The organism is Streptomyces sp. NPDC056738, from assembly GCF_042790435.1.
Classification (GTDB): Bacteria; Actinomycetota; Actinomycetes; order Streptomycetales; family Streptomycetaceae; genus Streptomyces.
This window is the reverse complement of record NZ_JBHTZF010000010.1, coordinates 76,775-96,071: the sequence shown is the minus strand read 5'-3', so window position 1 is coordinate 96,071 and position 19,297 is coordinate 76,775. Positions and strand designations below refer to the sequence as shown.

Sequence of the window (19,297 nt, the reverse complement as noted above, 5' to 3'; positions counted from 1 at the left end):
TGTCACGGGAGTTGCTCCGTTAGGTTCCGGCGGACAATCGCGTATTCCCAGGGGAGGGTGCATGCGCAAGGCGCTCAGAGGGCTGCTCGTGCTCACGGTGCTCATCGGCACGCTGAGCACGGCCGGGACGGCCACCGCCGTCCGGTCCGAGGCCCACGGCACCACGGCGGCAACCAGCACGGCGGACGACGGCAAGGACATCCTGGACCGGCTGCTCGCGATCCCGGGCATGAGCCTCGTCCAGGAGAAGCCGTACACCGGCTACCGGTTCTTCGTCCTGAACTACACCCAGCCCATCGACCACCGGCACCCGTCCAAGGGCACGTTCCAGCAGCGGATCACCGTGCTGCACAAGGACACCTCGCGCCCGACGGTCTTCTACACCGGCGGCTACAACGTCTCGACCACGCCCAGCCGGCGCGAGCCGACCCAGATCGTGGACGGCAACCAGGTCTCCATGGAGTACCGCTACTTCACGCCGTCCCGGCCCGAACCGGCCGACTGGTCCAAGCTCGACATCTGGCAGGCGGCGAGCGACCAGCACCGCATCTTCGAGGCGCTGAAGCCGGTCTACGACAAGAAGTGGATCTCCACCGGCGGCTCGAAGGGCGGCATGACCGCCACGTACTACGAGCGCTTCTACCCGCGCGACATGGACGGCGTCGTCGCCTACGTCGCGCCCAACGACGTCGTGAACGACGAGGACTCGGCGTACGACCGCTTCTTCCGGCAGGTCGGCACCAAGGAGTGCCGCGACCGGCTGAACGCCGTGCAGCGCGAGGCCCTGGTGCGCCGCGAGCCGCTGGAGAAGAAGTACGCCCAGTACGCCGCCGACAACGGCTACACCTTCACCACGGTCGGCAGCCTCGACAAGGCGTACGAGGCGGTCGTGCTCGACTACGTGTGGGGCTTCTGGCAGTACAGCCTGCTCAAGGACTGCGACACGATCCCCGCGGACGCCGCGCACGCGAGCGACGACGACATCTGGAACTCCGTCGACACCATCTCCGGGTTCTCGTTCTACACCGACCAGGGCCTGGAGCCGTACACCCCGTACTACTACCAGGCGGGCACCCAACTGGGCGCGCCCACCATCCACTTCCCGTACATCGAGAAGAAGTACGTCCGCTACGGCTACCAGGCCCCGCGCACCTTCGTGCCGCGCTCCATCCCGATGAAGTTCCGGCCGTCGGCGATGCGTGACGTGGACGGCTGGGTCCGCAGGAACGCGCACCACATGCTGTTCGTCTACGGCCAGAACGACCCGTGGGGCGCCGAGCGGTTCCGTCTCGGATCCACGGCGCGCGACGCGTACGTCTTCACGGCCCCGGGCCTGAACCACGGTGCCAACGTCGCCGGGCTCGTCGCCGACGAGAAGGCGCTGGCCACCGCCCGCATCCTCGACTGGGCGGGCGTCGCCTCCACGACGGTCCAGGCGGACCCCTCGGCGGCCCGGCCGCTCGCGCGGTTCGACGCGAAGCTGGACCGCCGCGACACCGAACGGGACATGACCCTGCGCCCGTGACCGGAACACGGCCGCGCCCGCCCCTGCGCACGGGGGCGGGCGCGGCCGCGCGGCGCTAGTACCTCAGCCCGTACCCGATCGGGTACAGCACCTGCGCCGGGTCGTCCGCCCGTTGCACCGGCACCGGCAGGGCGCCGCGCGGCTCCACCCGGCCGGCGATCACCCGGGCGGCGGCGCGCACTTCGACATCGGTCCAGGAGTACGAGGCCAGGCAGGCGCCGACGCCCGGGATCTGGGCGATGTCGTACGGGTTGCGGATCGCGACGGCCGTCACCGGCACACCCGTGGCGACCAGCCGGTCGACCAGGGTCTTCTGGGCCCCGGTCGCCGTGAGGTTGTACGTCAGGGCGACCACCAGGTCCGCGTCGGCCGCCGCCGTGACGGCCTTGGCGATCGTGGCCGCCGACGGGGCCGTGCCCGTGGACAGGGCCGTCGCCGTGAAGCCCAGTCCCGTCAGCGCGGCGGCCATGACGGTGGTGGGCGGACCGTCGGACAGCGACGGCGAGGCCGGATCGGCGCCCACCACCAGCACCCTCGGGGTGCGCAGCCGGGACAGCGGGAGCAGCCCCTCCTCGTTGACCAGCAGGGTGGTGGTGCGCTCGGCGATCCGGTCGGCCGCCCTGAGGTGCTCCGGGACGCCGACCACCCGGTCCACGGCCGCGTCACGGACGTACGGGTCGCTCAGCACCCCGTGCTTCGCCTTGAGCCGCAGGATGCGCAGGATCGATTCGTCGAGCCGGGCCTCGGTCAGCTCACCGCCGCGCACGGCGTTCAGCACCGCGTTCCACGCGACGTTCAGGTCCGGCGGGTTGAGGAGCTGGTCGACACCGGCCTTGAGCGCGAGGACGGGGACGCGGTCGTCGCCGTACTTCGTGCGCACGCCCTCCATGCCCAGCGAGTCCGTCACCACGACGCCGTCGTAGCCGAGTTCGCCGCGCAGGATGCCGGTGAGGATCGGGTGGGAGAGGGTGGCGGGGTCGCCGGCCGGGTCGAGCGCGGGGACCATGATGTGCGCGGTCATGATGGAGTCGATGCCGGCCCGGATCGCCGCCCGGAAGGGCACCGCGTCGAGCTCCGACCACAGTTCGCGGCTGTGGGTGATGACGGGGAAGCCGAAGTGGCTGTCCACGGCGGTGTCGCCGTGGCCGGGGAAGTGCTTGGCCGTCGCCGCGACCCCCGAGCTCTGGTACCCCTTCACCTCGGCCGCCACCAGGCCCGCGACCGCGTCCGGATCGGCGCCGAAGGAGCGCACGCCGATCACCGGGTTGGCCGGGTTGACGTTCACGTCGGCGTCGGGGGAGTAGTCCTGGTTGATGCCGATCGCGCGCAGCTCGGCACCGCTGATCCGGCCCACCGTGCGCGCGTCGGACCGCGAACCGCCCGCGCCCAGCGCCATGGCGCCCGGGAACAGCGTCGCGGGCTTGCCCACCCGGGCCACTATCCCGTGTTCCTGGTCCGTCGAGATCAACAGCGGCAGCCCGCGCGGCAGTTCCAGCGAGGCGCGCTGGATCCCGTTCGACAGGGCGGCGATCTGGTGCGGATCGCGGGTGTTGTGCGCCCAGGCGAAGTAGATGATGCCGCCGACGCGGTACTTGGCGATCAGCTCGGCGGCCGTGCGGACGCCGATCTCCTTGAGGTTGGCGTCGATGTCGGCCTGGTCGGGCGCGGTGGCCGAATGGCCGTACACCCGCATGACGAAGAGCTGGCCGACCTTCTCCTCCAGTGTCATACGGGAGATCAGGGCGCGCAGGGCCTTGTCGGAGCCCGGGCGGGCCTGTGCCGCGTGGGCGGCGGGGGTGCCGGCGGCCAGCGCGGCGGTGACGCCCGCCGTGACGGCGAGAACCGTGCGCCGGGAGGGCCTTGACGGTCTGTCCGGTCCGGCCGGCCCGGACGGTCTTGCGGTGCTTCCCGTGCTGGAGTCGCGCACAAGCGCTCCTTCCCTCGTGAAGGAAACTTCCGAGGGGTCACGATTATCCGGGAAGTTTCTTCCAGTCAAGGGTGTGCGCAGTACGGGCGGGTCGTCGGACCCGGGCGGGTGGCGCAGCGGGACGTGGGGGCCGTTCAGCCGCGGTCCGCCACCGAGGGCCAGTGCGCCTGGAGCGTGCGGACCGTCTCGGCGATCGCCGGCCGGCGCGCCGCCCCCGCGCGCCACAGCGCGTACAGCCGGCGGACCGGCAGCGGGTCGAGCGACACCTCCACCACCCCCTCGGGCAGGGGACCGCGGCCGAGGCGCGGGATGAGGGCGACGCCGAGACCGGCGGCGACGAGGGCGATGAGGGTCGGGTTCTCCTCGGCCTGGTGGACGATGTCCGGCTCGCTGCCCGCCGCGCGCAGGGTGCGCACCAGCCAGTCGTGGCAGACCCGCCCCGGCGGCTGGCAGATCCACCGCTGGCCGGCCAGGTCCTCGCGCCGCACGGAGGCCCGCCCGGCGAAGGGATGCCCGGCGGGCACGAGCAGATCGCACAGGTCGTCGCCGATCACCGCCTGCTCCACCCCCGGCGGGGCGGGCAGCGGGGAGATGTCCCAGTCGTGCGCGACGGCCAGGTCGACCGCGCCCCGGGCGACCAGGTCGACGGACAGATGCGGGTCGATCTCCGTCAGCCGGGTGTCCAGGGCCGGATGCCGGGCGGCCAGGTCGGCCAGCACCGCGGGCAGCAGACCGCGGGCCGCCGAGGCGAACGCGGCCACCGTCAGACGCCCCGCAGGCAGCCCCCGGCGTTCCTCCAGTTCGGTCTCCGCGCGCTCCACGATCGCCAGCAACTCCTGCGCGGTAGAAGCGAGTTGTTCGGCCTGCTCGGTGAGCCGGACACCGCGTCCGCGCCGCTCCAGCAGGACGGTCCTCGTCTCCCGCTCCAGCTTCGCGATCTGCTGGGACACGGCCGAGGGCGTGTAGCCGAGCGCGGCCGCGGCGGCGCCAACCGTACCGTGCACCGAGACGGCGTGAAGGGCCCGCAGGCGCTGGAGATCGAGCATGGAGGCCTCCCGGTCCGCGATGTCGCTCCCCGCCAGTTTACGTAAGCGTTGCTTCATCCATCCATGCAGACATTCGCGCTGGTGCTACACGGTCGTTGCGTCCGATGCTCGACGCATGCGACCCGCACACATCAGCCTCGCCGTCCTCGTCGCCGCCGTCTGGGGCGTGAACTTCACCGTCATCGAGGTCGGACTCGACCACTTCCCGCCACTCCTCTTCTCGGCCCTGCGCTTCCTCGTGGCGGCCCTGCCCGCCGTGTTCTTCGTGGGCCGCCCCAAGGTGGCGTGGAAGTGGATCGTGGCGGTGGGACTCGTCCTCGGCGTGGCGAAGTTCGGACTGCTGTTCATCGGCATGGACGCCGGGATGCCCGCCGGACTGTCCTCCCTCGTGCTGCAGATCCAGGCGGTCTTCACCGCCGTCCTCGCCTCCGCCTTCCTCGGCGAACGCCCCACCCGCGTCCGGCTCGCCGGCATGGCCGTGGCCCTCGCCGGAGTGGGCCTGGCCGCCGTCGACGAGGGCACGGCCGGCCCCCTCGGCGCCTTCGCCCTGGTCGTCGCGGCGGCGGCCTGCTGGGGACTGTCCAACGTCCTCACCCGCAAAGCCTCCCCGCCCGACCCGCTGAACTTCATGGTGTGGGTGAGCACGGTCCCCGTCCTGCCGCTGCTCGGCCTGTCCCTGCTCACCGAGGGCCCCTCCCGCGACCTCGACGCGCTCGGCGCCCTGGACGTCCAGGGCATCGGAGTCGTCGTCTACGTCGCCTGGATCACGACCGTCTTCGGCTTCGGCGCCTGGGGCTGGCTGCTGCACCGGCACCCCGCGTCCACCGTCGCGCCCTTCTCCCTGCTCGTCCCGGTCTTCGGCATGTCCTCGGCCGCCCTCTTCCTGCACGAGTCGATCGGCCCGCTGCGGTGGGCGGCGGCGGCCCTGCTGGTCGGCGGGGTGGCGCTCACCTCACGGACGCCACGCGCGGTCCAGTCGGCGGACGCTCCGGCGCCGGAACGGGCCGGGGCGCCAGCATGACCCCATGGCCGTCGTCGACATCCCCGGTTCCAAGTCCATCACCGCCCGCGCGCTCTTCCTCGCAGCGGCGGCCGACGGGGTCACCCGCCTCGTCCGCCCGCTGCGCTCGGACGACACCGAGGGCTTCGCGGAGGGCCTGAGCCGGCTCGGCTACCGCGTCGGCCGGACCCCGGAGAGCTGGCACATCGACGGCCGCCCGCAGGGTCCGGCGGCGGAACGGGCCGACGTGTACTGCCGGGACGGCGCCACCACGGCCCGCTTCCTGCCGACCCTGGCCGCCGCCGGACACGGCACCTACCGCTTCGACGCCAGCGCACAGATGCGCCGCCGCCCCCTCGGCCCCCTGTCCCAGGCGTTGCGGGACCTGGGCGTGGACCTGCGGCACGAGGAGGCGGACGGCCACCATCCGCTGACCATCTCGGCCTCCGGGGTGGAGGGCGGCACGGTCACCCTCGACGCGGGCCAGTCCTCCCAGTACCTCACCGCCCTGCTCCTGCTTGGCCCGCTGACCCGCACCGGCCTGCGCATCGAGGTCACCGACCTGGTCTCCGCCCCCTACGTCGGCATCACCCTCGCGATGATGCGGGCGTTCGGGGCGCAGGTGACGGTGGACGGCGACGTCTTCGAGGTGGCGCCCGGCGGCTACCGGGCCACCACCTACCCCGTCGAACCCGACGCCTCCACCGCGAGCTACTTCTTCGCCGCGGCCGCCCTGACCGGCCGCGAGGTCACCGTCCATGGCCTCGGCGCGCAGGCGCTCCAGGGCGACCTCGCCTTCGTGGACGTCCTGCGCCGGATGGGCGCGTACGTGGAGACCGGCCCCGACCGCACCACCGTGCGCGGCACCGGCGAACTGCGCGGCCTCACCGTCAACATGCGGGACATCTCCGACACCATGCCGACCCTCGCCGCGATCGCGCCCTTCGCCTCGGGACCGGTCCGCATCGAGGACGTCGCCAACACCCGGGTCAAGGAGTGCGACCGCCTGGAGGCCTGCGCGGAGAACCTCCGGGCACTCGGCGTCCGGGTGGAGACCGGCCCCGACTGGATCGAGATCCACCCGGGCGTCCCCGCAGCCACCGAGATCAGGACGTACGGCGACCACCGCATCGTCATGGCCTTCGCGGTCACGTCGCTGCGCGCCCCCGGCATGACCTTCGACGACCCCGGCTGCGTCCGCAAGACCTTCCCCGCCTTCCACGAGGTGTTCGGAGCCTGGGCCGCCACCGGGACCGGCGGCTGAGCGGGACCGGCGACCGGCGCCCGCGTCTTGTCGGGAAGATCCGGGGCGGCTAGCTTCGCGACGGACGGCGCCGACAGCGCCTGAGACCCGACCGGGAAGCGGTGAACAGATGTCCTCCGGTGCCTCCGTTGTCACACTCGCCGTCGTCGGCGCCGGGGACCGGGGGACCGGTCACGCGCGCTGGGCCCTGGACCACCCCGGGCGGGCCGAGGTGGTGGCCGTCGCCGAACCCCGCCGGACCCGGCGCGAGCGGTTCGCGGCCGCCCACGGACTCGAACCGGACGCCGCCGTGGACGACTGGCGCGTGCTCGCCGCCCGCGGCCGGATCGCGGACGCGGTACTGGTCTGCACCCTCGACCGCGAACACCTCGAACCCGTCCTGGAGTTCGCCGCCCTCGGCTATCACATCCTGCTGGAGAAGCCGATGGCCCTCACCGAGGACGAGTGCCGGCGCATCGTCGACGCGGTGGAGAAGGCCGGTGTGATCCTCGCGGTCGGACACGTCCTGCGCTACACCCGGTACACCCGCGCCGTGAAGGAGGTCGTGGACTCCGGCCGTCTCGGGGACGTGATCAACGTCCAGCACCTGGAGCCCGTCGGCTTCTGGCACCAGGCCCACTCCTTCGTCCGCGGCAACTGGGGCCGCACGGACCGGGCCACGTCCATGCTGATGGCCAAGTCCTGCCACGACATCGACTGGTTGCAGTACGTCCTCGGCCAACCCCCGGTCCGTGTCTCCAGTTTCGGACGCCTCTCCCACTTCCGGCCCGAGAACAGGCCCGAGGGCGCGGCCGACCGCTGCCTCGACTGCGCGGTGGAGCAGACCTGCCCCTACTCCGCCCGGCGCGAGTACGGCGACCGGCTCGCCCGCGGCGAACACCACTGGCCGCTGAGCGTGCTCCTCGACGACTACACCCCCGAGGCCCTGGAGACCGCCCTGCGCGAGGGCCCGTACGGGCGGTGCGTGTACGCCTGCGACAACGACGTGGTCGACCACCAGGTGGTCTCGATGGAGTTCGCCTCCGGGGCCACCGCCACCTTCACCATGACCGCCTTCACCGAACAGGCCGACCGCCGGACCCGGATCTTCGGGACCCGCGGCGAACTGCGCGGCGACGGCGGGAGCCTGAGCGTCTACGACTTCCTGACCCGGACCGAGGAGGCCGTCGACCTCGCCGCCCCGGGCGCCATGGACGCGGCGGGCGGCCACGGCGGGGGCGACGCCGCCCTGATGGACGCGTTCGTCGCCGCCGTCGCCACCGGGAACCCCGGCCTCGTGAAGTCCGGTCCCCGGGAGTCCCTCACCAGCCATCTCACCGTGCTGGCCGCCGAACGTGCCCGCCGCGCGGGCACCGTCGAGGCCGTATAACCGCTGGACACGGGCCGCCCGCACCGCGTAGGAATCGCAGCGGACACGACCGGATCGGCGAAGGGACGCGGGGCGTTGGGTTTCCAGTTGGAGGGGCCGGTCCTCGAAGGCACGCTGGTACGGCTGGAGCCGCTCGGCCACCGGCACGCGGCCGACCTCGCCGAGGCGGCCGAGGAACGCCGGGACTCGTACGCGTTCACCTGGGTGCCCCGGGCCGACGAGGTCGGGGACTACGTCGACGCGCAGCTCGCCCGCGCCGCGACGGGCAGGCTGGCGCCCTACGCGCAGATCTCCCTCGCCTCCGGACGGGCGGTCGGCGCCACCTCGTACTGGGAGCCGCGGTGCTGGCGGTCGGACGACCGGCTGGACGCCGTCGAGGTCGGCTTCACCTGGCTCGCCGCCTCCGCCCAGGGCACCGGCCTGAACGCCGAGTCCAAGCTCCTCCTCTTCCGGCACGCCTTCGAGGAGTGGGGTGTGGCACGCGTCGACCTGAAGACCGACGCCCGCAACGCCCGCTCCCGCGCGGCGATCGCGAGCACCGGCGCCCGCCTGGAGGGGGTCCTGCGCAACTGGTCCCGCTCCTGGGCGCCCGGCGAGGAAGGCCTGCTGCGCGACTCCGCGGTCTTCTCCGTGACGGCGGCCGAGTGGCCCGAGTGCCGCGACCGGCTGACCGCGCGGGTGGCGGGGGCGTCGTCCGCGGCGGGCGGGGCGACGGCCCGGTAGCGGGGCCCTCGCCGGGGCGCGGGGAGTCCCGGCCCTGTGTGCCGGGTGTGGCGTGGGGGCGACGGAGGCGCGGTTGATCCACCGGGCCCCTGGACCCGGGAGCCGGGAATCGGAAACGATCTGCTCATGAGCACGTACGACGATCTCGCGGGCGGCGCCCCGGCGCCGGAACCGCGGTCCTTCCTGATCCTGCACGGCTGGCAGAACCACCGCCCGGAGGGCCACTGGCAGCACTGGCTCGCCGGGCGGCTCCGAGAGCTGGGGCAGCACGTCGTCTATCCGCAGCTCCCGGACGCCGACGACCCGGATCCGGAGGTGTGGCTGGCCGAGCTGGCCCGCCACTTGGACGCCCGGGGCGGCTCCGAGCGCGTGGTCGTCGCCCACAGCCTGGGGGCCGTGCTGTGGCTGCGGGCCGCCGCCCGCGGGCTGCCCGGCGTCGCGGGCGTCGACCGGGTGCTGCTCGTCGCCCCGCCGTCCGCCTCCGTCCTCGCGGGGCTGCCCGAGATCGCCGGATTCACCCTGACCGAGAAGGACTTCACCCTCCCCTGTCCCACCCTGCTGGTCGCGGGCGACGACGACCCGTACTGCCCCGAGGGCGCCGACACGGTCTACGGCGACCCCCTGGGCGTACCGGCCCGGATCCTGCCCGGGGCCGGGCATCTCGGCATGGACGCGGGGTACGGGCCCTGGCCCGCGGTGCTGGAGTGGTGTCTGGACGGGACGGCGCCGCTCACCGCCCGCGCGGGCTAGTGTGCCGGCCGACCCGCTGACCGCGCGGGCCCTGCCGCTGTCCGGGGACGCCCACTTGGCGGTCGTGGACGCCTCCCTGCTCGTCGTGGACGCCTGCCCGCTGGTCGTGGGCGCCCGCCCGCTGGTCGCGGGGATCGAACAGGGAGGCGGTCTGCGGGCGGTGCGCCGGGCGCTCGGGGACGACGACCGTGCCCCGGCGCCGGCGCTGCGAGGACCGGCTCCAGTCCCCGTCGCCGAGCACGAGCTGCGGGTCGAACATCACGACCACTCCGGCCAGGATCAGGAAGACGACCGGTCCGATGAGCATGGGGAGCAGGATCGAGGCCGGTGAGCTGTTGCCGTACAGCCCGGACACGTAGGACGCGTCCGTCGCACCGCGCAGATGCACGCCGAGGGCGGACATGGCGGTGTAGTGCGTGCCGGTCAGGGCGACGCCCATGAGGAGGCAGGCGCCGAGGGCGGCCGTGAAACCCCGGTAGGAGGCGGCCGTCCACAGCGCGGCGGTGGCGGCGGTGACCGCGAGCAGCACGGAGGCCGACACCATGAACGAGTCGTAGTCCAGGGAGCCGTTCAGCTCGATCGCGGCCATGCCGATGTAGTGCGTGGCCACCACGGCGAGCCCGGTGAGGATCCCGGCCGCGGTGAGGGTGACGGGGGTGGCGCCGCGGTATCCCACGGCGAAGACGCCGAGGCCCACCGTCACGATGGCCACGACGAGGCTGAGCGAGGTGAGACGGGGGTCGTAGTCGATCGGGATCCCCTGGATCCTGAAGCCGACCATCGCGACGAAGTGCATGGTCCAGATGCCGCAGCCGATGGTCGCCGCCCCGAGGGCCAGCCAACCCGGCTTCCACGACTGCCGGTTGTTCAGGGACCGGACGACGCAGCGCAGCCCCAGGGCGCTGCCCAGACAGGCGACGAGATAGGAGGCCGCCGGAGTCACCGCCCCGAACTCGAAGCCCTCCACGGTGCCTTGCATATATGCCAACTCCCCCTGGGTACGGGTTACTTGGGGGAGTACGGTCCCGCACCCAGGTTGCGTGAGCGGTTCCGTACGGTAGGTGTTTGAGTTAACTCTGCGATGCGGCTTCGTTCAACGGGCGGACGGGTTGTCCGCACTCCGGACGGTGCGGCCCCGGGCGCGGTGTGGTGGTCCGGCTCATTCCCGGCCGGCGCGCAGGTCGAGCCGCCAGTCCTGGCCGGTCAGGTCCGCGCCGAAGGACCGGTGCGGCTTCTCGGCGACCAGGGCGAAGCCGTGGCGCTGGTAGACGCGCCGGGCGGCGGTCAGGACGTCGTTGGTCCACAGGACGAGCTCGTGATAGCCGACCCCGCGGGCGAAGTCGGTGACGGCGCCGACGAGACGGTCGCCGATGCCGAGGCCCCGCGTCTCCGGCTCGACCAGCAGCAGCCGGAGGCGGGCGGTGCCGGGGGCGTCGTCCCGTACGCACATCACGCAGCCGACGGGCCGGCCGTCGAGCTCGGCGATCCACACCCGTTCCAGGTGGGGGTCGTGGTCCTCGGCGAAGTCGGCGACGATCCTCGCGACCAGGCCCTCGTAGTCGGCGTTCCAGCCGTACTCGGCCGCGTACAGCGCCGCGTTGCGCTGGACGATCCAGCCGAGGTCGCCGGGGCCCGGTTCGCGCAGGAGGACGTCCTCGGGGCCGGGGGTGGCCCGTCCGTCCCCCAGGAGGGTCCGTACCGTGCGCATCGCCTCCGTGAGGCGGGTGCGGTCGGCGGGTGGCACGGTCGCCAGCAGGGTGCCCACGGTCTGGCGGGCCCGTTCGTCCAGCAGCGCGGCGGCTTCCCGGCCGCGTGCGGTGAGCGTGATCCGGCGGCGCCGCGGATCCTTGTCGGACGGGGTGCGTTCGACCAGTCCGTCCTGCTCGAACTTGTTCAGGATCCGGCTCAGGTAGCCGGAGTCCAGGGCGAGTTCGGTCCGCAGGTCGGCGGCGTCCGCCTGGGGGGTGTGCGCGAGTTCGTACAGGACGCGGGACTCGGTCAGCGTGTACGGCGCGTACAGGTGGCGGCCGTAGTCGAGCGCGCCGATGACGTTCGTGTAGAAGCGGTTGAAGGAGCGGATGTCCTGGACGGTCATGATCGGCCCCCGAGGTCGGCTGAACACGGTGTCGGCCTGCTCCGCCTGGATACCTGACCCAGTCAGAGATATCGCCACCCCGAGCATAGAACCGGTCCGACCCTCGGGCCTACCCTCCGGTCGCGGGCCGGTCGCGGGGCAAGTTTCAGCCCCTCCGGCGTTTGAGGAGCGGGGTCTGGGGCGGAGCCCCAGGTGCGATGGGGGTCCCCCCTGGTCGAGCGAAGCCGAGACCTTGGGGGAGGGTAGGGGCGGAGGGGGCGAAGAAGGGCTTTTCCCCAACCCGCCCCGGGGGCTCGGGAAACCCCGGGGCCCGGGGTAGTTCGGGAAGGGAGGTCAGGACCGGGGAGCCCCGGTGGACCCTCGTACCATCAGTTCGCCCCGCACCGTGGCGATCCCTCCGGGCGGCGCCTCCTCCCGCCCCATGGCGATCCGCCCGGCCCGGGCCCCCGCCCCGGACAACGGCAACCGCACGGTCGTGAGAGCCGGCACCGCATCGATGCTGAACGGCAGATCGTCGAAGCCCGCGACGGACACGTCGTGCGGGATGCGCAGCCCGGAATCCCGCAACGCGGCACAGGCTCCCAGCGCCACGGTGTCGTTGGCGGCGACGACAGCCGTCAACGAAGGATCACGCCGCAGGAGTTCGAGCGTCGCCTCGTACCCGGACCGGCGGTCGTAGCGGCCGTGCACGGTCCGCCGGGGATCGTCCTCGACGCCGTGGGCGTCGAGCGCGGCCCGGTGCCCCTCCAGCCGGTGCCGGGTCGTCGTGCGCTCCTCGGGACCCGCGATGTAGCCGAGCCGCCGGTGGCCGAGACCGATCAGGTGCTCGGTGAGCTGCCTGCCGCCGCCGCGGTTGTCGAAGGTGAGCGCGATCGCCTCGGGCGCCTCCGGCGCGGGCGGCCGCCCGCACAGCACGACCCGGGTCCCCGCCTCGGTCAGCTTGCGCAGCTTGGCGGCGACCGCGCCCGCGTGCGCGGTGTCCTCTATCGCCCCGCCGGTGAGCACCACCGCGGCGGCACGCTGGCGCTGAAGGAGCGTGAGGTAGGTGAGTTCGCGCTCCGGGGAGCCGCCGGTGTTGCAGACGACCCCGAGCCGCTCCCCGCCCGCGCGCCCCCCGGGCCCGCCGATCTCCGACTGGATGGCCGCCGCCATGATCCCGAAGAAGGGGTCGGCGATGTCGTTGACCAGGATGCCGACGAGGTCGGAGGTCGCCGCGGCCAGCGAACTCGCCGGCCCGTTCAGCACGTAGTCCAGCTCGTCCACCGCCCGCAGCACCCGCTCGCGCGTGGAGGAGGCCACCGGGTAGTTCCCGTTCAGCACGCGCGACACCGTCGCGGGAGAGACCTGCGCGCGGGCCGCCACGTCCGCCAGGGTCACCGTCATCTCGTCGTCCTCCGGTCGCGCCTTGTCGTACCACTTCGTACGGGGTCGTACATGTCGTACGTCGTCGTGCCTGGTCATGTCTCGTCGTACGGCGTCGAACACGGAGTCGAAGGCCGGGCGCGCCGCTTCCTGTGGGCAGGGTCCGTGCAGACCATACGGCCATCGGCCCCCGTTGTTCGCCCCCTCGAACAACTCGTCTTCGCGGTGGTCTTGTCCATACCGCTGCACAGAGGCTAGCTTCTCCAGGCATAGAAAGCGCTTGCTGGCACGCTCACCAGTCAGCGTGCGCGGCGGCCGAGGCGTACGGAGGGAAAGACGTGACACGCAAGACGGTGCGGATCGCCATGAACGGCGTGACGGGACGCATGGGCTACCGGCAGCACCTCGTCCGCTCGATACTCGCCCTGCGCGAGCAGGGCGGCCTCGACCTCGGCGACGGCACCGTGCTGTGGCCCGAACCCGTCCTCGTCGGCCGCCGCGAGGACGCGCTCGAGGCGCTCGCCGCGCGGCACGGCCTCGACCACTGGACGACGGACCTGGACGCGGTGCTCGCCGACCCGTCCGTCGACCTCTACTTCGACGCCCAGGTGACGTCCGCCCGCGAGGAGGCCCTCAGGAAGGCCGTCGCGGCGGGAAAGCACATCTACACGGAGAAGCCGACCGCCACCGGGTTCGACGGAGCCCTCGAACTGGCCCGCCTCGCGCACGCGGCGGGCGTCCGGCACGGCGTCGTCCAGGACAAGCTCTTCCTGCCCGGACTGCTCAAGCTGAAGCGGCTCGTCGACGGCGGCTTCTTCGGCCGGATCCTGTCCGTGCGCGGGGAGTTCGGCTACTGGGTCTTCGAGGGCGACTGGCAGAGCGCCCAGCGGCCCTCCTGGAACTACCGCGCCGAGGACGGCGGCGGCATCGTCGTCGACATGTTCCCGCACTGGGAGTACGTCCTGCACGAACTCTTCGGCCGCGTCACCTCCGTCCAGGCGCTCACCGCCACCCACGTCCCGCAGCGCTGGGACGAGCGGGGCAAGCCCTACGACGCCACGGCCGACGACGCGGCCTACGGCATCTTCGAGCTGGAGGGCGGCGCGGTCGCCCAGATCAACTCCTCCTGGACCGTGCGCGTCAACCGCGACGAGCTGGTGGAGTTCCAGGTCGACGGCACCGACGGCTCGGCCGTCGCCGGACTGCGCAACTGCCGCGTCCAGCACCGTGGTTCGACCCCCAAACCGGTCTGGAACCCGGACATCCCGGCCACCTACTCCTTCCGCGACCAGTGGCAGGAGGTCCCCGACAACGCCGAGTTCGACAACGGCTTCAAGGCCCAGTGGGAGCTGTTCCTGCGGCACGTCTACGCCGACGCCCCCTACCGCTGGGACCTCCTGGCCGGCGCCCGCGGTGTCCAGCTCGCCGAACTGGGGCTGAAGTCCTCGGCCGAGGGCCGCCGCCTCGACGTACCGGAGATCACCCTGTGAGCATCCGACTCCCCGACTCCGGCGGCCGGTTGCGTACCTACGAGCCGCGCGCCGACCCCCTTCCCGTTCTCCCCGCGGATGAGCCTCTCGTCTCCCGTACGGTCTTCGCCGCCGCGCACGTCGTCGCCGACCCGTACGCGGACGTCTCGCCCGACGCGCCCGCCGCCGTCGACTGGGACGCCACCCTCGCCTTCCGGCGCCACCTGTGGGCGCACGGCCTCGGGGTCGCCGAGGCGATGGACACCTCCCAGCGCGGCATGGGTCTTGACTGGGAGGGAGCGGCCGAACTGATCCGGAGGTCCTCGGCCGAGGCCGGGGCCGTCGGCGGCGCGATCGTCTGCGGCGTCGGCACGGACCAGCTCACCGGCCCGGCCACGCTCCCCGGGGTGCGGGCCGCCTACGAGGAACAGCTCGCCCTCGTCGAGGAGTCGGGCGCACGGCCGGTCCTGATGGCCTCGCGCGCCCTCGCCGCGGCCGCCACCGGACCCGAGGACTACCTCGACGTCTACGGCCACCTCCTGCGCCAGGCGGCAGGACCGGTGATCCTGCACTGGCTGGGCCCCATGTTCGACCCGGCCCTCGAGGGCTACTGGGGCTCGGACCGCCTGGACCCGGCGACGGAGGTGTTCCTGGAGGTGATCGCCGCCCACCCGGACAAGGTGGACGGCGTCAAGGTCTCCCTGCTGGACGCCGGACGGGAGGTCGCGCTGCGCCGCCGCCTCCCCGACGGCGTCCGCTGCTACACCGGCGACGACTTCAACTATCCCGAGCTGATCGCGGGCGACGAACGCGGCTTCAGCCACGCGCTGCTCGGCGTCTTCGACCCGCTCGCCCCTCTCGCCGCCCGCGCGGTGCGCGTCCTGGACACCGGCGACACCAAGGGCTTCCGTGAACTCCTCGACCCGACGGTCGAGCTGGCCCGGCACCTCTTCCAGCCCCCGACCCGCTTCTACAAGACGGGCGTCGTCCTGCTGGCCCATCTCGCCGGCCACCAGGACCACTTCGCGATGGTGGGCGGCCTCCAGTCGGCCCGCTCCCTGCCGCACCTCGCCCGCGCCTACGAACTCGCCGACGCACTGGGCCTGTTCCCGGACCCGGGGCTCGCCGAGACCCGGATGAAGACCCTGCTCGCCCTGTACGGAGTGACCTCATGAGCAGCCTCGCCCGCTTCTCCGTCAACCAGATGACGGTCAGACAGCTCTCGATGCCCGAACTCGTCGCCGCCTGCCTGGAGACGGGCGTCCCGGGCGTCGGCCTGTGGCGCGAACCCGTGCGGTCGTACGGCCTCGACGCCACCGCGAAACTCGTCCACGACGCGGGTCTGGCCGTCACCACCCTGTGCCGGGGCGGCTTCCTCACGGCGATCGACCCGGGGGAGCGGCGGCGCGCCCTGGACGACAACCGGGCCGCCGTCGACGAGGCGGCGGCCCTCGGCACCGACACCCTCGTGCTCGTCTCCGGCGGCCTGCCGCCGGGTTCCAAGGACCTGCACGGAGCCCGGGAGCGCATCGCCGACGCGCTCGGCGAACTCGGCCCGTACGCCGCCTCCCGCGGGGTGCGTCTGGCCGTCGAACCGCTCCACCCCATGTACGCGGCCGACCGCTGCGTGGTGTCCACCCTCGCCCAGGCCCTGGACCTCGTGGAACGCTTCCCCGCCGACCAGGTGGGCGTCACCGTCGACACCTACCACCTCTGGTGGGACGACACGGCCCCCGCCCAGATCGCCCGAGCGGGTGCGGGCGGACGCATCCACGGCTTCCAGCTCGCCGACTGGACCACCCCGCTGCCCGCGGGCGTCCTCGACGGCCGCGGCCAGCTCGGCGACGGCTCGGTCGACTTCCGGATGTGGCGCGGCCTGGTCGAGGCCGCGGGCTACACCGGGCCCATCGAGGTCGAGCTCTTCAACGAGGAGCTGTGGGCCAGGGACGGGCGCGAGGTGCTGGCCGAGACGGCGGCGCGGTTCGTCGAGCACGCGGGCTGACCCGTCTCCCGCCCGGAGAAAAAATCTTCGGAAGCGCGTGCAACCCTTCCGCGACCTCGTGGGTCGTACGTGGCATCAGGACCTTTGGAGGGGGATCCGGGGGGATCGCGGGGGTTCTGATGAGGAGGGGAAAGCGAGGGGCCCGGTCGACGGACCGGGCCCCTCGAAGTTTTCCGCGAGCCGCGACCGGGTCGCGAGCCCCGACCGGGTGAGTCCTCGACAGCGCCGGAGCGCTGTCGGTGACGGGCGGTACGGTCGGATCATGACCGATCAGGCGGGGGCCGCCCAGCAGGGCGAGCGACGACTGGCCACGCTGGAAGGCGTGCTCGAACGCATCACGTACGCCAACGAGGAGAACGGCTACACGGTCGCCCGGGTCGACACCGGCCGGGGCGCCGGCGATCTGCTCACCGTCGTCGGATCCCTGCTCGGCGCCCAGGTCGGCGAGTCCCTGCGCATGGAGGGCCGCTGGGGCTCCCACCCGCAGTACGGCAAGCAGTTCACCGTGGAGAACTACACGACGGTGCTCCCGGCCACCGTCCAGGGCATCCGCCGCTACCTCGGATCCGGCCTGGTCAAGGGCATCGGGCCGGTCTTCGCCGACCGCATCACCGAGCACTTCGGCCTGGACACCCTGCGGATCATCGAGGAGGAGCCCAAGCGGCTCATCGAGGTCCCCGGCCTCGGGCCCAAACGCACGGGGCGGATCGCCGACGCCTGGGAGGAGCAGAAGGCGATCAAGGAGGTCATGCTCTTCCTCCAGACCGTCGAGGTGTCCACCTCCATCGCGGTCCGCATCTACAAGAAGTACGGCGACGCCTCGATCTCGGTCGTGAAGAACCAGCCCTACCGCCTGGCGTCCGACGTCTGGGGCATCGGCTTCCTCACCGCCGACAAGATCGCCCAGTCCGTCGGCATCCCGCACGACAGCCCCGAGCGCGTCAAGGCGGGCCTTCAGTACGCCCTGTCGCAGTCCACCGACCAGGGCCACTGCTACCTCCCCGAGGAGCGGCTGATCGCGGACGCGGTGAAGCTGCTCCAGGTCGACACCGGCCTGGTCATCGAGTGCCTGGCCGAACTGGCGGCGCCCGCCGAGGACGGCGAGGACCCCGGTGTCGTACGGGAGAAGGTCCCGGGCCCGGACGGCGGCGAGCCCGTGACGGCGGTCTACCTCGTCCCCTTCCACCGCGCCGAACTCTCCCTCTCCGCACAGGTGCTGCGCCTGCTGCGCAGCGACCGCGACCGGATGCCCGGCTTCCGTGACGTCGCCTGGGACAAGGCACTGGCCTGGCTCAAGGCGCGTACGGGCGCGGACCTGGCCCCCGAGCAGGAGGCGGCGGTCCGGCTCGCGCTCACCGAGAAGGTCGCCGTGCTCACCGGAGGTCCGGGCTGCGGCAAGTCGTTCACGGTCCGCTCGATCGTGGAGCTGGCCCGTGCCAAGAAGGCGAAGGTGCTGCTCGCGGCACCCACCGGCCGCGCCGCCAAGCGTCTGGCCGAGCTGACCGGGGCCGAGGCCTCCACCGTGCACCGGCTTCTGGAGCTCAAGCCGGGCGGTGACGCGGCCTACGACAAGGACCGCCCGCTGGACGCCGACCTGGTCGTCGTGGACGAGGCCTCCATGCTCGACCTGCTGCTCGCCAACAAGCTGGTCAAGGCGGTGCCCCCGGGAGCCCATCTGCTCTTCGTCGGTGACGTCGACCAGCTCCCGAGCGTCGGCGCCGGCGAGGTGCTGCGCGACCTGCTCGCCGAGCGGGGCCCGGTCCCCGCGGTGCGTCTCACCAAGGTCTTCCGCCAGGCCCAGCAGTCCGGGGTGGTGACCAACGCGCACCGGATCAACTCCGGGCAGCATCCGGTCACCGACGGCATGAAGGACTTCTTCCTCTTCGTCGAGGACGACACCGAGGAGGCGGGGCGGCTCACCGTGGACGTGGCGGCCCGTCGGATTCCGGCCAAGTTCGGTCTCGACCCCCGCCGGGACATCCAGGTCCTCGCCCCCATGCACCGCGGCCCGGCCGGCGCGGGTCTCCTGAACGGACTGCTCCAGCAGGCCATCACCCCCGGCCGCCCGGACCTCGCCGAGAAGCGGATCGGCGGCCGGGTCTTCCGGGTCGGCGACAAGGTCACCCAGATCCGCAACAACTACGACAAAGGGGAGAACGGCGTCTTCAACGGCACGGTGGGTGTCGTCACCTCCCTCGATCCCGTCGAACAGCGGCTGACGGTGCGCACGGACGAGGACGAGGAGGTGCCGTACGAATTCGACGAGCTCGACGAACTGGCCCACGCCTACGCGGTGACCATCCACCGCTCCCAGGGCAGCGAGTATCCGGCGGTGGTGATCCCCGTGACCACGGGCGCCTGGATGATGCTCCAGCGCAATCTGCTCTACACGGCGGTCACCCGGGCCAAGAAGCTGGTCGTTCTCGTCGGTTCGCGCAAGGCGATAGGCCAGGCGGTGCGTACGGTGTCCGCGGGACGCCGGTGCACGGCCCTGGACTTCCGGCTCTCCGGCTCGTGAACGACCGCTCGTGGACGACCCGCTCGTGAACCACCGCCCCCCACACGGCGTACGGGCCCCGCGGGAGTGGCGAACGGGGCCTTTCGGGCATGCGACGGGGCCCGTCGGAAAAAATGATCGATCAAACGAGTCATGAAGGTCACAGAGCACTTCCGGTTGCGGGGTGGACGCGGCAGGATGAGCAGGTTGGCGGCACTCAGTGCCGCCGATAGGCCCAATGGTCGACCCCGAGTGCACTCTCCAGGGC

General features: G+C 72.4%; 15 protein-coding genes. 10 read left to right on the top strand and 5 right to left on the bottom strand.

Going from position 1 to position 19,297, the window contains the following annotated elements:
• The first annotated feature begins 61 nt into the window (after positions 1-61).
• Positions 62-1,525, top strand: coding sequence for a S28 family serine protease (locus tag ACFRIC_RS25620; protein ID WP_382789844.1), 1,464 nt, complete (start codon positions 62-64; stop codon positions 1,523-1,525).
• Between the two features lie 55 nt (positions 1,526-1,580).
• Here the strand turns inward: ACFRIC_RS25620 and ACFRIC_RS25615 are convergent, their stop codons facing one another.
• Entirely contained in the window at positions 1,581-3,452 is a 1,872-nt protein-coding gene (locus ACFRIC_RS25615) for a glycoside hydrolase family 3 protein (protein ID WP_382789840.1), read from the bottom strand.
• A 134-nt stretch (positions 3,453-3,586) separates the two neighbouring features.
• A complete protein-coding gene (locus ACFRIC_RS25610; protein WP_382790449.1) occupies positions 3,587-4,498 on the bottom strand; it encodes a LysR family transcriptional regulator in 912 nt (303 codons plus the stop codon).
• 115 nt (positions 4,499-4,613) lie between these two features.
• Here ACFRIC_RS25610 and ACFRIC_RS25605 point away from each other — a divergent pair, with 115 nt between their 5' ends.
• From ACFRIC_RS25605 to ACFRIC_RS25585, 5 genes are all read left to right on the top strand, one after another.
• Positions 4,614-5,519 carry an EamA family transporter gene (locus tag ACFRIC_RS25605; RefSeq protein WP_382789838.1) on the top strand — a complete coding sequence of 302 codons (906 nt, stop codon included), beginning with the start codon at positions 4,614-4,616 and terminating at the stop codon, positions 5,517-5,519.
• Positions 5,520-5,523: 4 nt separating this feature from the next.
• Complete coding sequence (gene aroA / locus ACFRIC_RS25600; RefSeq protein WP_382789835.1) at positions 5,524-6,762, top strand: 3-phosphoshikimate 1-carboxyvinyltransferase; 1,239 nt, start codon at positions 5,524-5,526, stop codon at positions 6,760-6,762.
• A 109-nt stretch (positions 6,763-6,871) separates the two neighbouring features.
• Positions 6,872-8,131 (top strand): Gfo/Idh/MocA family protein, encoded by a 1,260-nt coding sequence (locus tag ACFRIC_RS25595; RefSeq protein ID WP_382789832.1) that lies wholly within the window; start codon positions 6,872-6,874, stop codon positions 8,129-8,131.
• A gap of 75 nt (positions 8,132-8,206) precedes the next feature.
• On the top strand, positions 8,207-8,854 hold the full coding sequence (locus ACFRIC_RS25590) for a GNAT family N-acetyltransferase (protein ID WP_382789830.1): 648 nt from the start codon (positions 8,207-8,209) through the stop codon (positions 8,852-8,854).
• Between the two features lie 126 nt (positions 8,855-8,980).
• Entirely contained in the window at positions 8,981-9,604 is a 624-nt protein-coding gene (locus ACFRIC_RS25585; RefSeq protein ID WP_382789827.1) for an RBBP9/YdeN family alpha/beta hydrolase, read from the top strand.
• Here ACFRIC_RS25585 and ACFRIC_RS25580 read toward each other — a convergent pair.
• The 3 genes from ACFRIC_RS25580 to ACFRIC_RS25570 all read right to left on the bottom strand — a co-directional run bounded on the left by ACFRIC_RS25580 (position 9,585) and on the right by ACFRIC_RS25570 (position 13,082).
• Positions 9,585-10,583: an MHYT domain-containing protein gene (locus ACFRIC_RS25580; RefSeq protein WP_382789824.1), complete on the bottom strand. Its 999-nt coding sequence runs from the start codon at positions 10,581-10,583 to the stop codon at positions 9,585-9,587. The two genes, ACFRIC_RS25585 and ACFRIC_RS25580, sit on opposite strands and share 20 nt — an antisense overlap.
• A gap of 180 nt (positions 10,584-10,763) precedes the next feature.
• Positions 10,764-11,699, bottom strand: coding sequence for a GNAT family N-acetyltransferase (locus ACFRIC_RS25575; RefSeq protein WP_382789821.1), 936 nt, complete (start codon positions 11,697-11,699; stop codon positions 10,764-10,766).
• Between the two features lie 333 nt (positions 11,700-12,032).
• Positions 12,033-13,082, bottom strand: coding sequence for a LacI family DNA-binding transcriptional regulator (locus ACFRIC_RS25570; RefSeq protein ID WP_382790446.1), 1,050 nt, complete (start codon positions 13,080-13,082; stop codon positions 12,033-12,035).
• A gap of 317 nt (positions 13,083-13,399) precedes the next feature.
• Between ACFRIC_RS25570 and ACFRIC_RS25565 the strand changes: the two genes are divergently transcribed.
• From ACFRIC_RS25565 to ACFRIC_RS25550, 4 genes are all read left to right on the top strand, one after another.
• Positions 13,400-14,551 carry a Gfo/Idh/MocA family protein gene (locus ACFRIC_RS25565; protein WP_382789819.1) on the top strand — a complete coding sequence of 384 codons (1,152 nt, stop codon included), beginning with the start codon at positions 13,400-13,402 and terminating at the stop codon, positions 14,549-14,551.
• Positions 14,548-15,705, top strand: a complete 1,158-nt coding sequence (locus ACFRIC_RS25560) for a dihydrodipicolinate synthase family protein (RefSeq protein ID WP_382789817.1) — start codon at positions 14,548-14,550, stop codon at positions 15,703-15,705. Before ACFRIC_RS25565 ends, ACFRIC_RS25560 begins: the two co-directional genes overlap by 4 nt.
• Entirely contained in the window at positions 15,702-16,532 is an 831-nt protein-coding gene (locus ACFRIC_RS25555; RefSeq protein WP_382789814.1) for a sugar phosphate isomerase/epimerase family protein, read from the top strand. Before ACFRIC_RS25560 ends, ACFRIC_RS25555 begins: the two co-directional genes overlap by 4 nt.
• A gap of 262 nt (positions 16,533-16,794) precedes the next feature.
• Complete coding sequence (locus ACFRIC_RS25550; protein ID WP_382789811.1) at positions 16,795-19,050, top strand: ATP-dependent RecD-like DNA helicase; 2,256 nt, start codon at positions 16,795-16,797, stop codon at positions 19,048-19,050.
• Positions 19,051-19,297 lie beyond the last annotated feature (247 nt).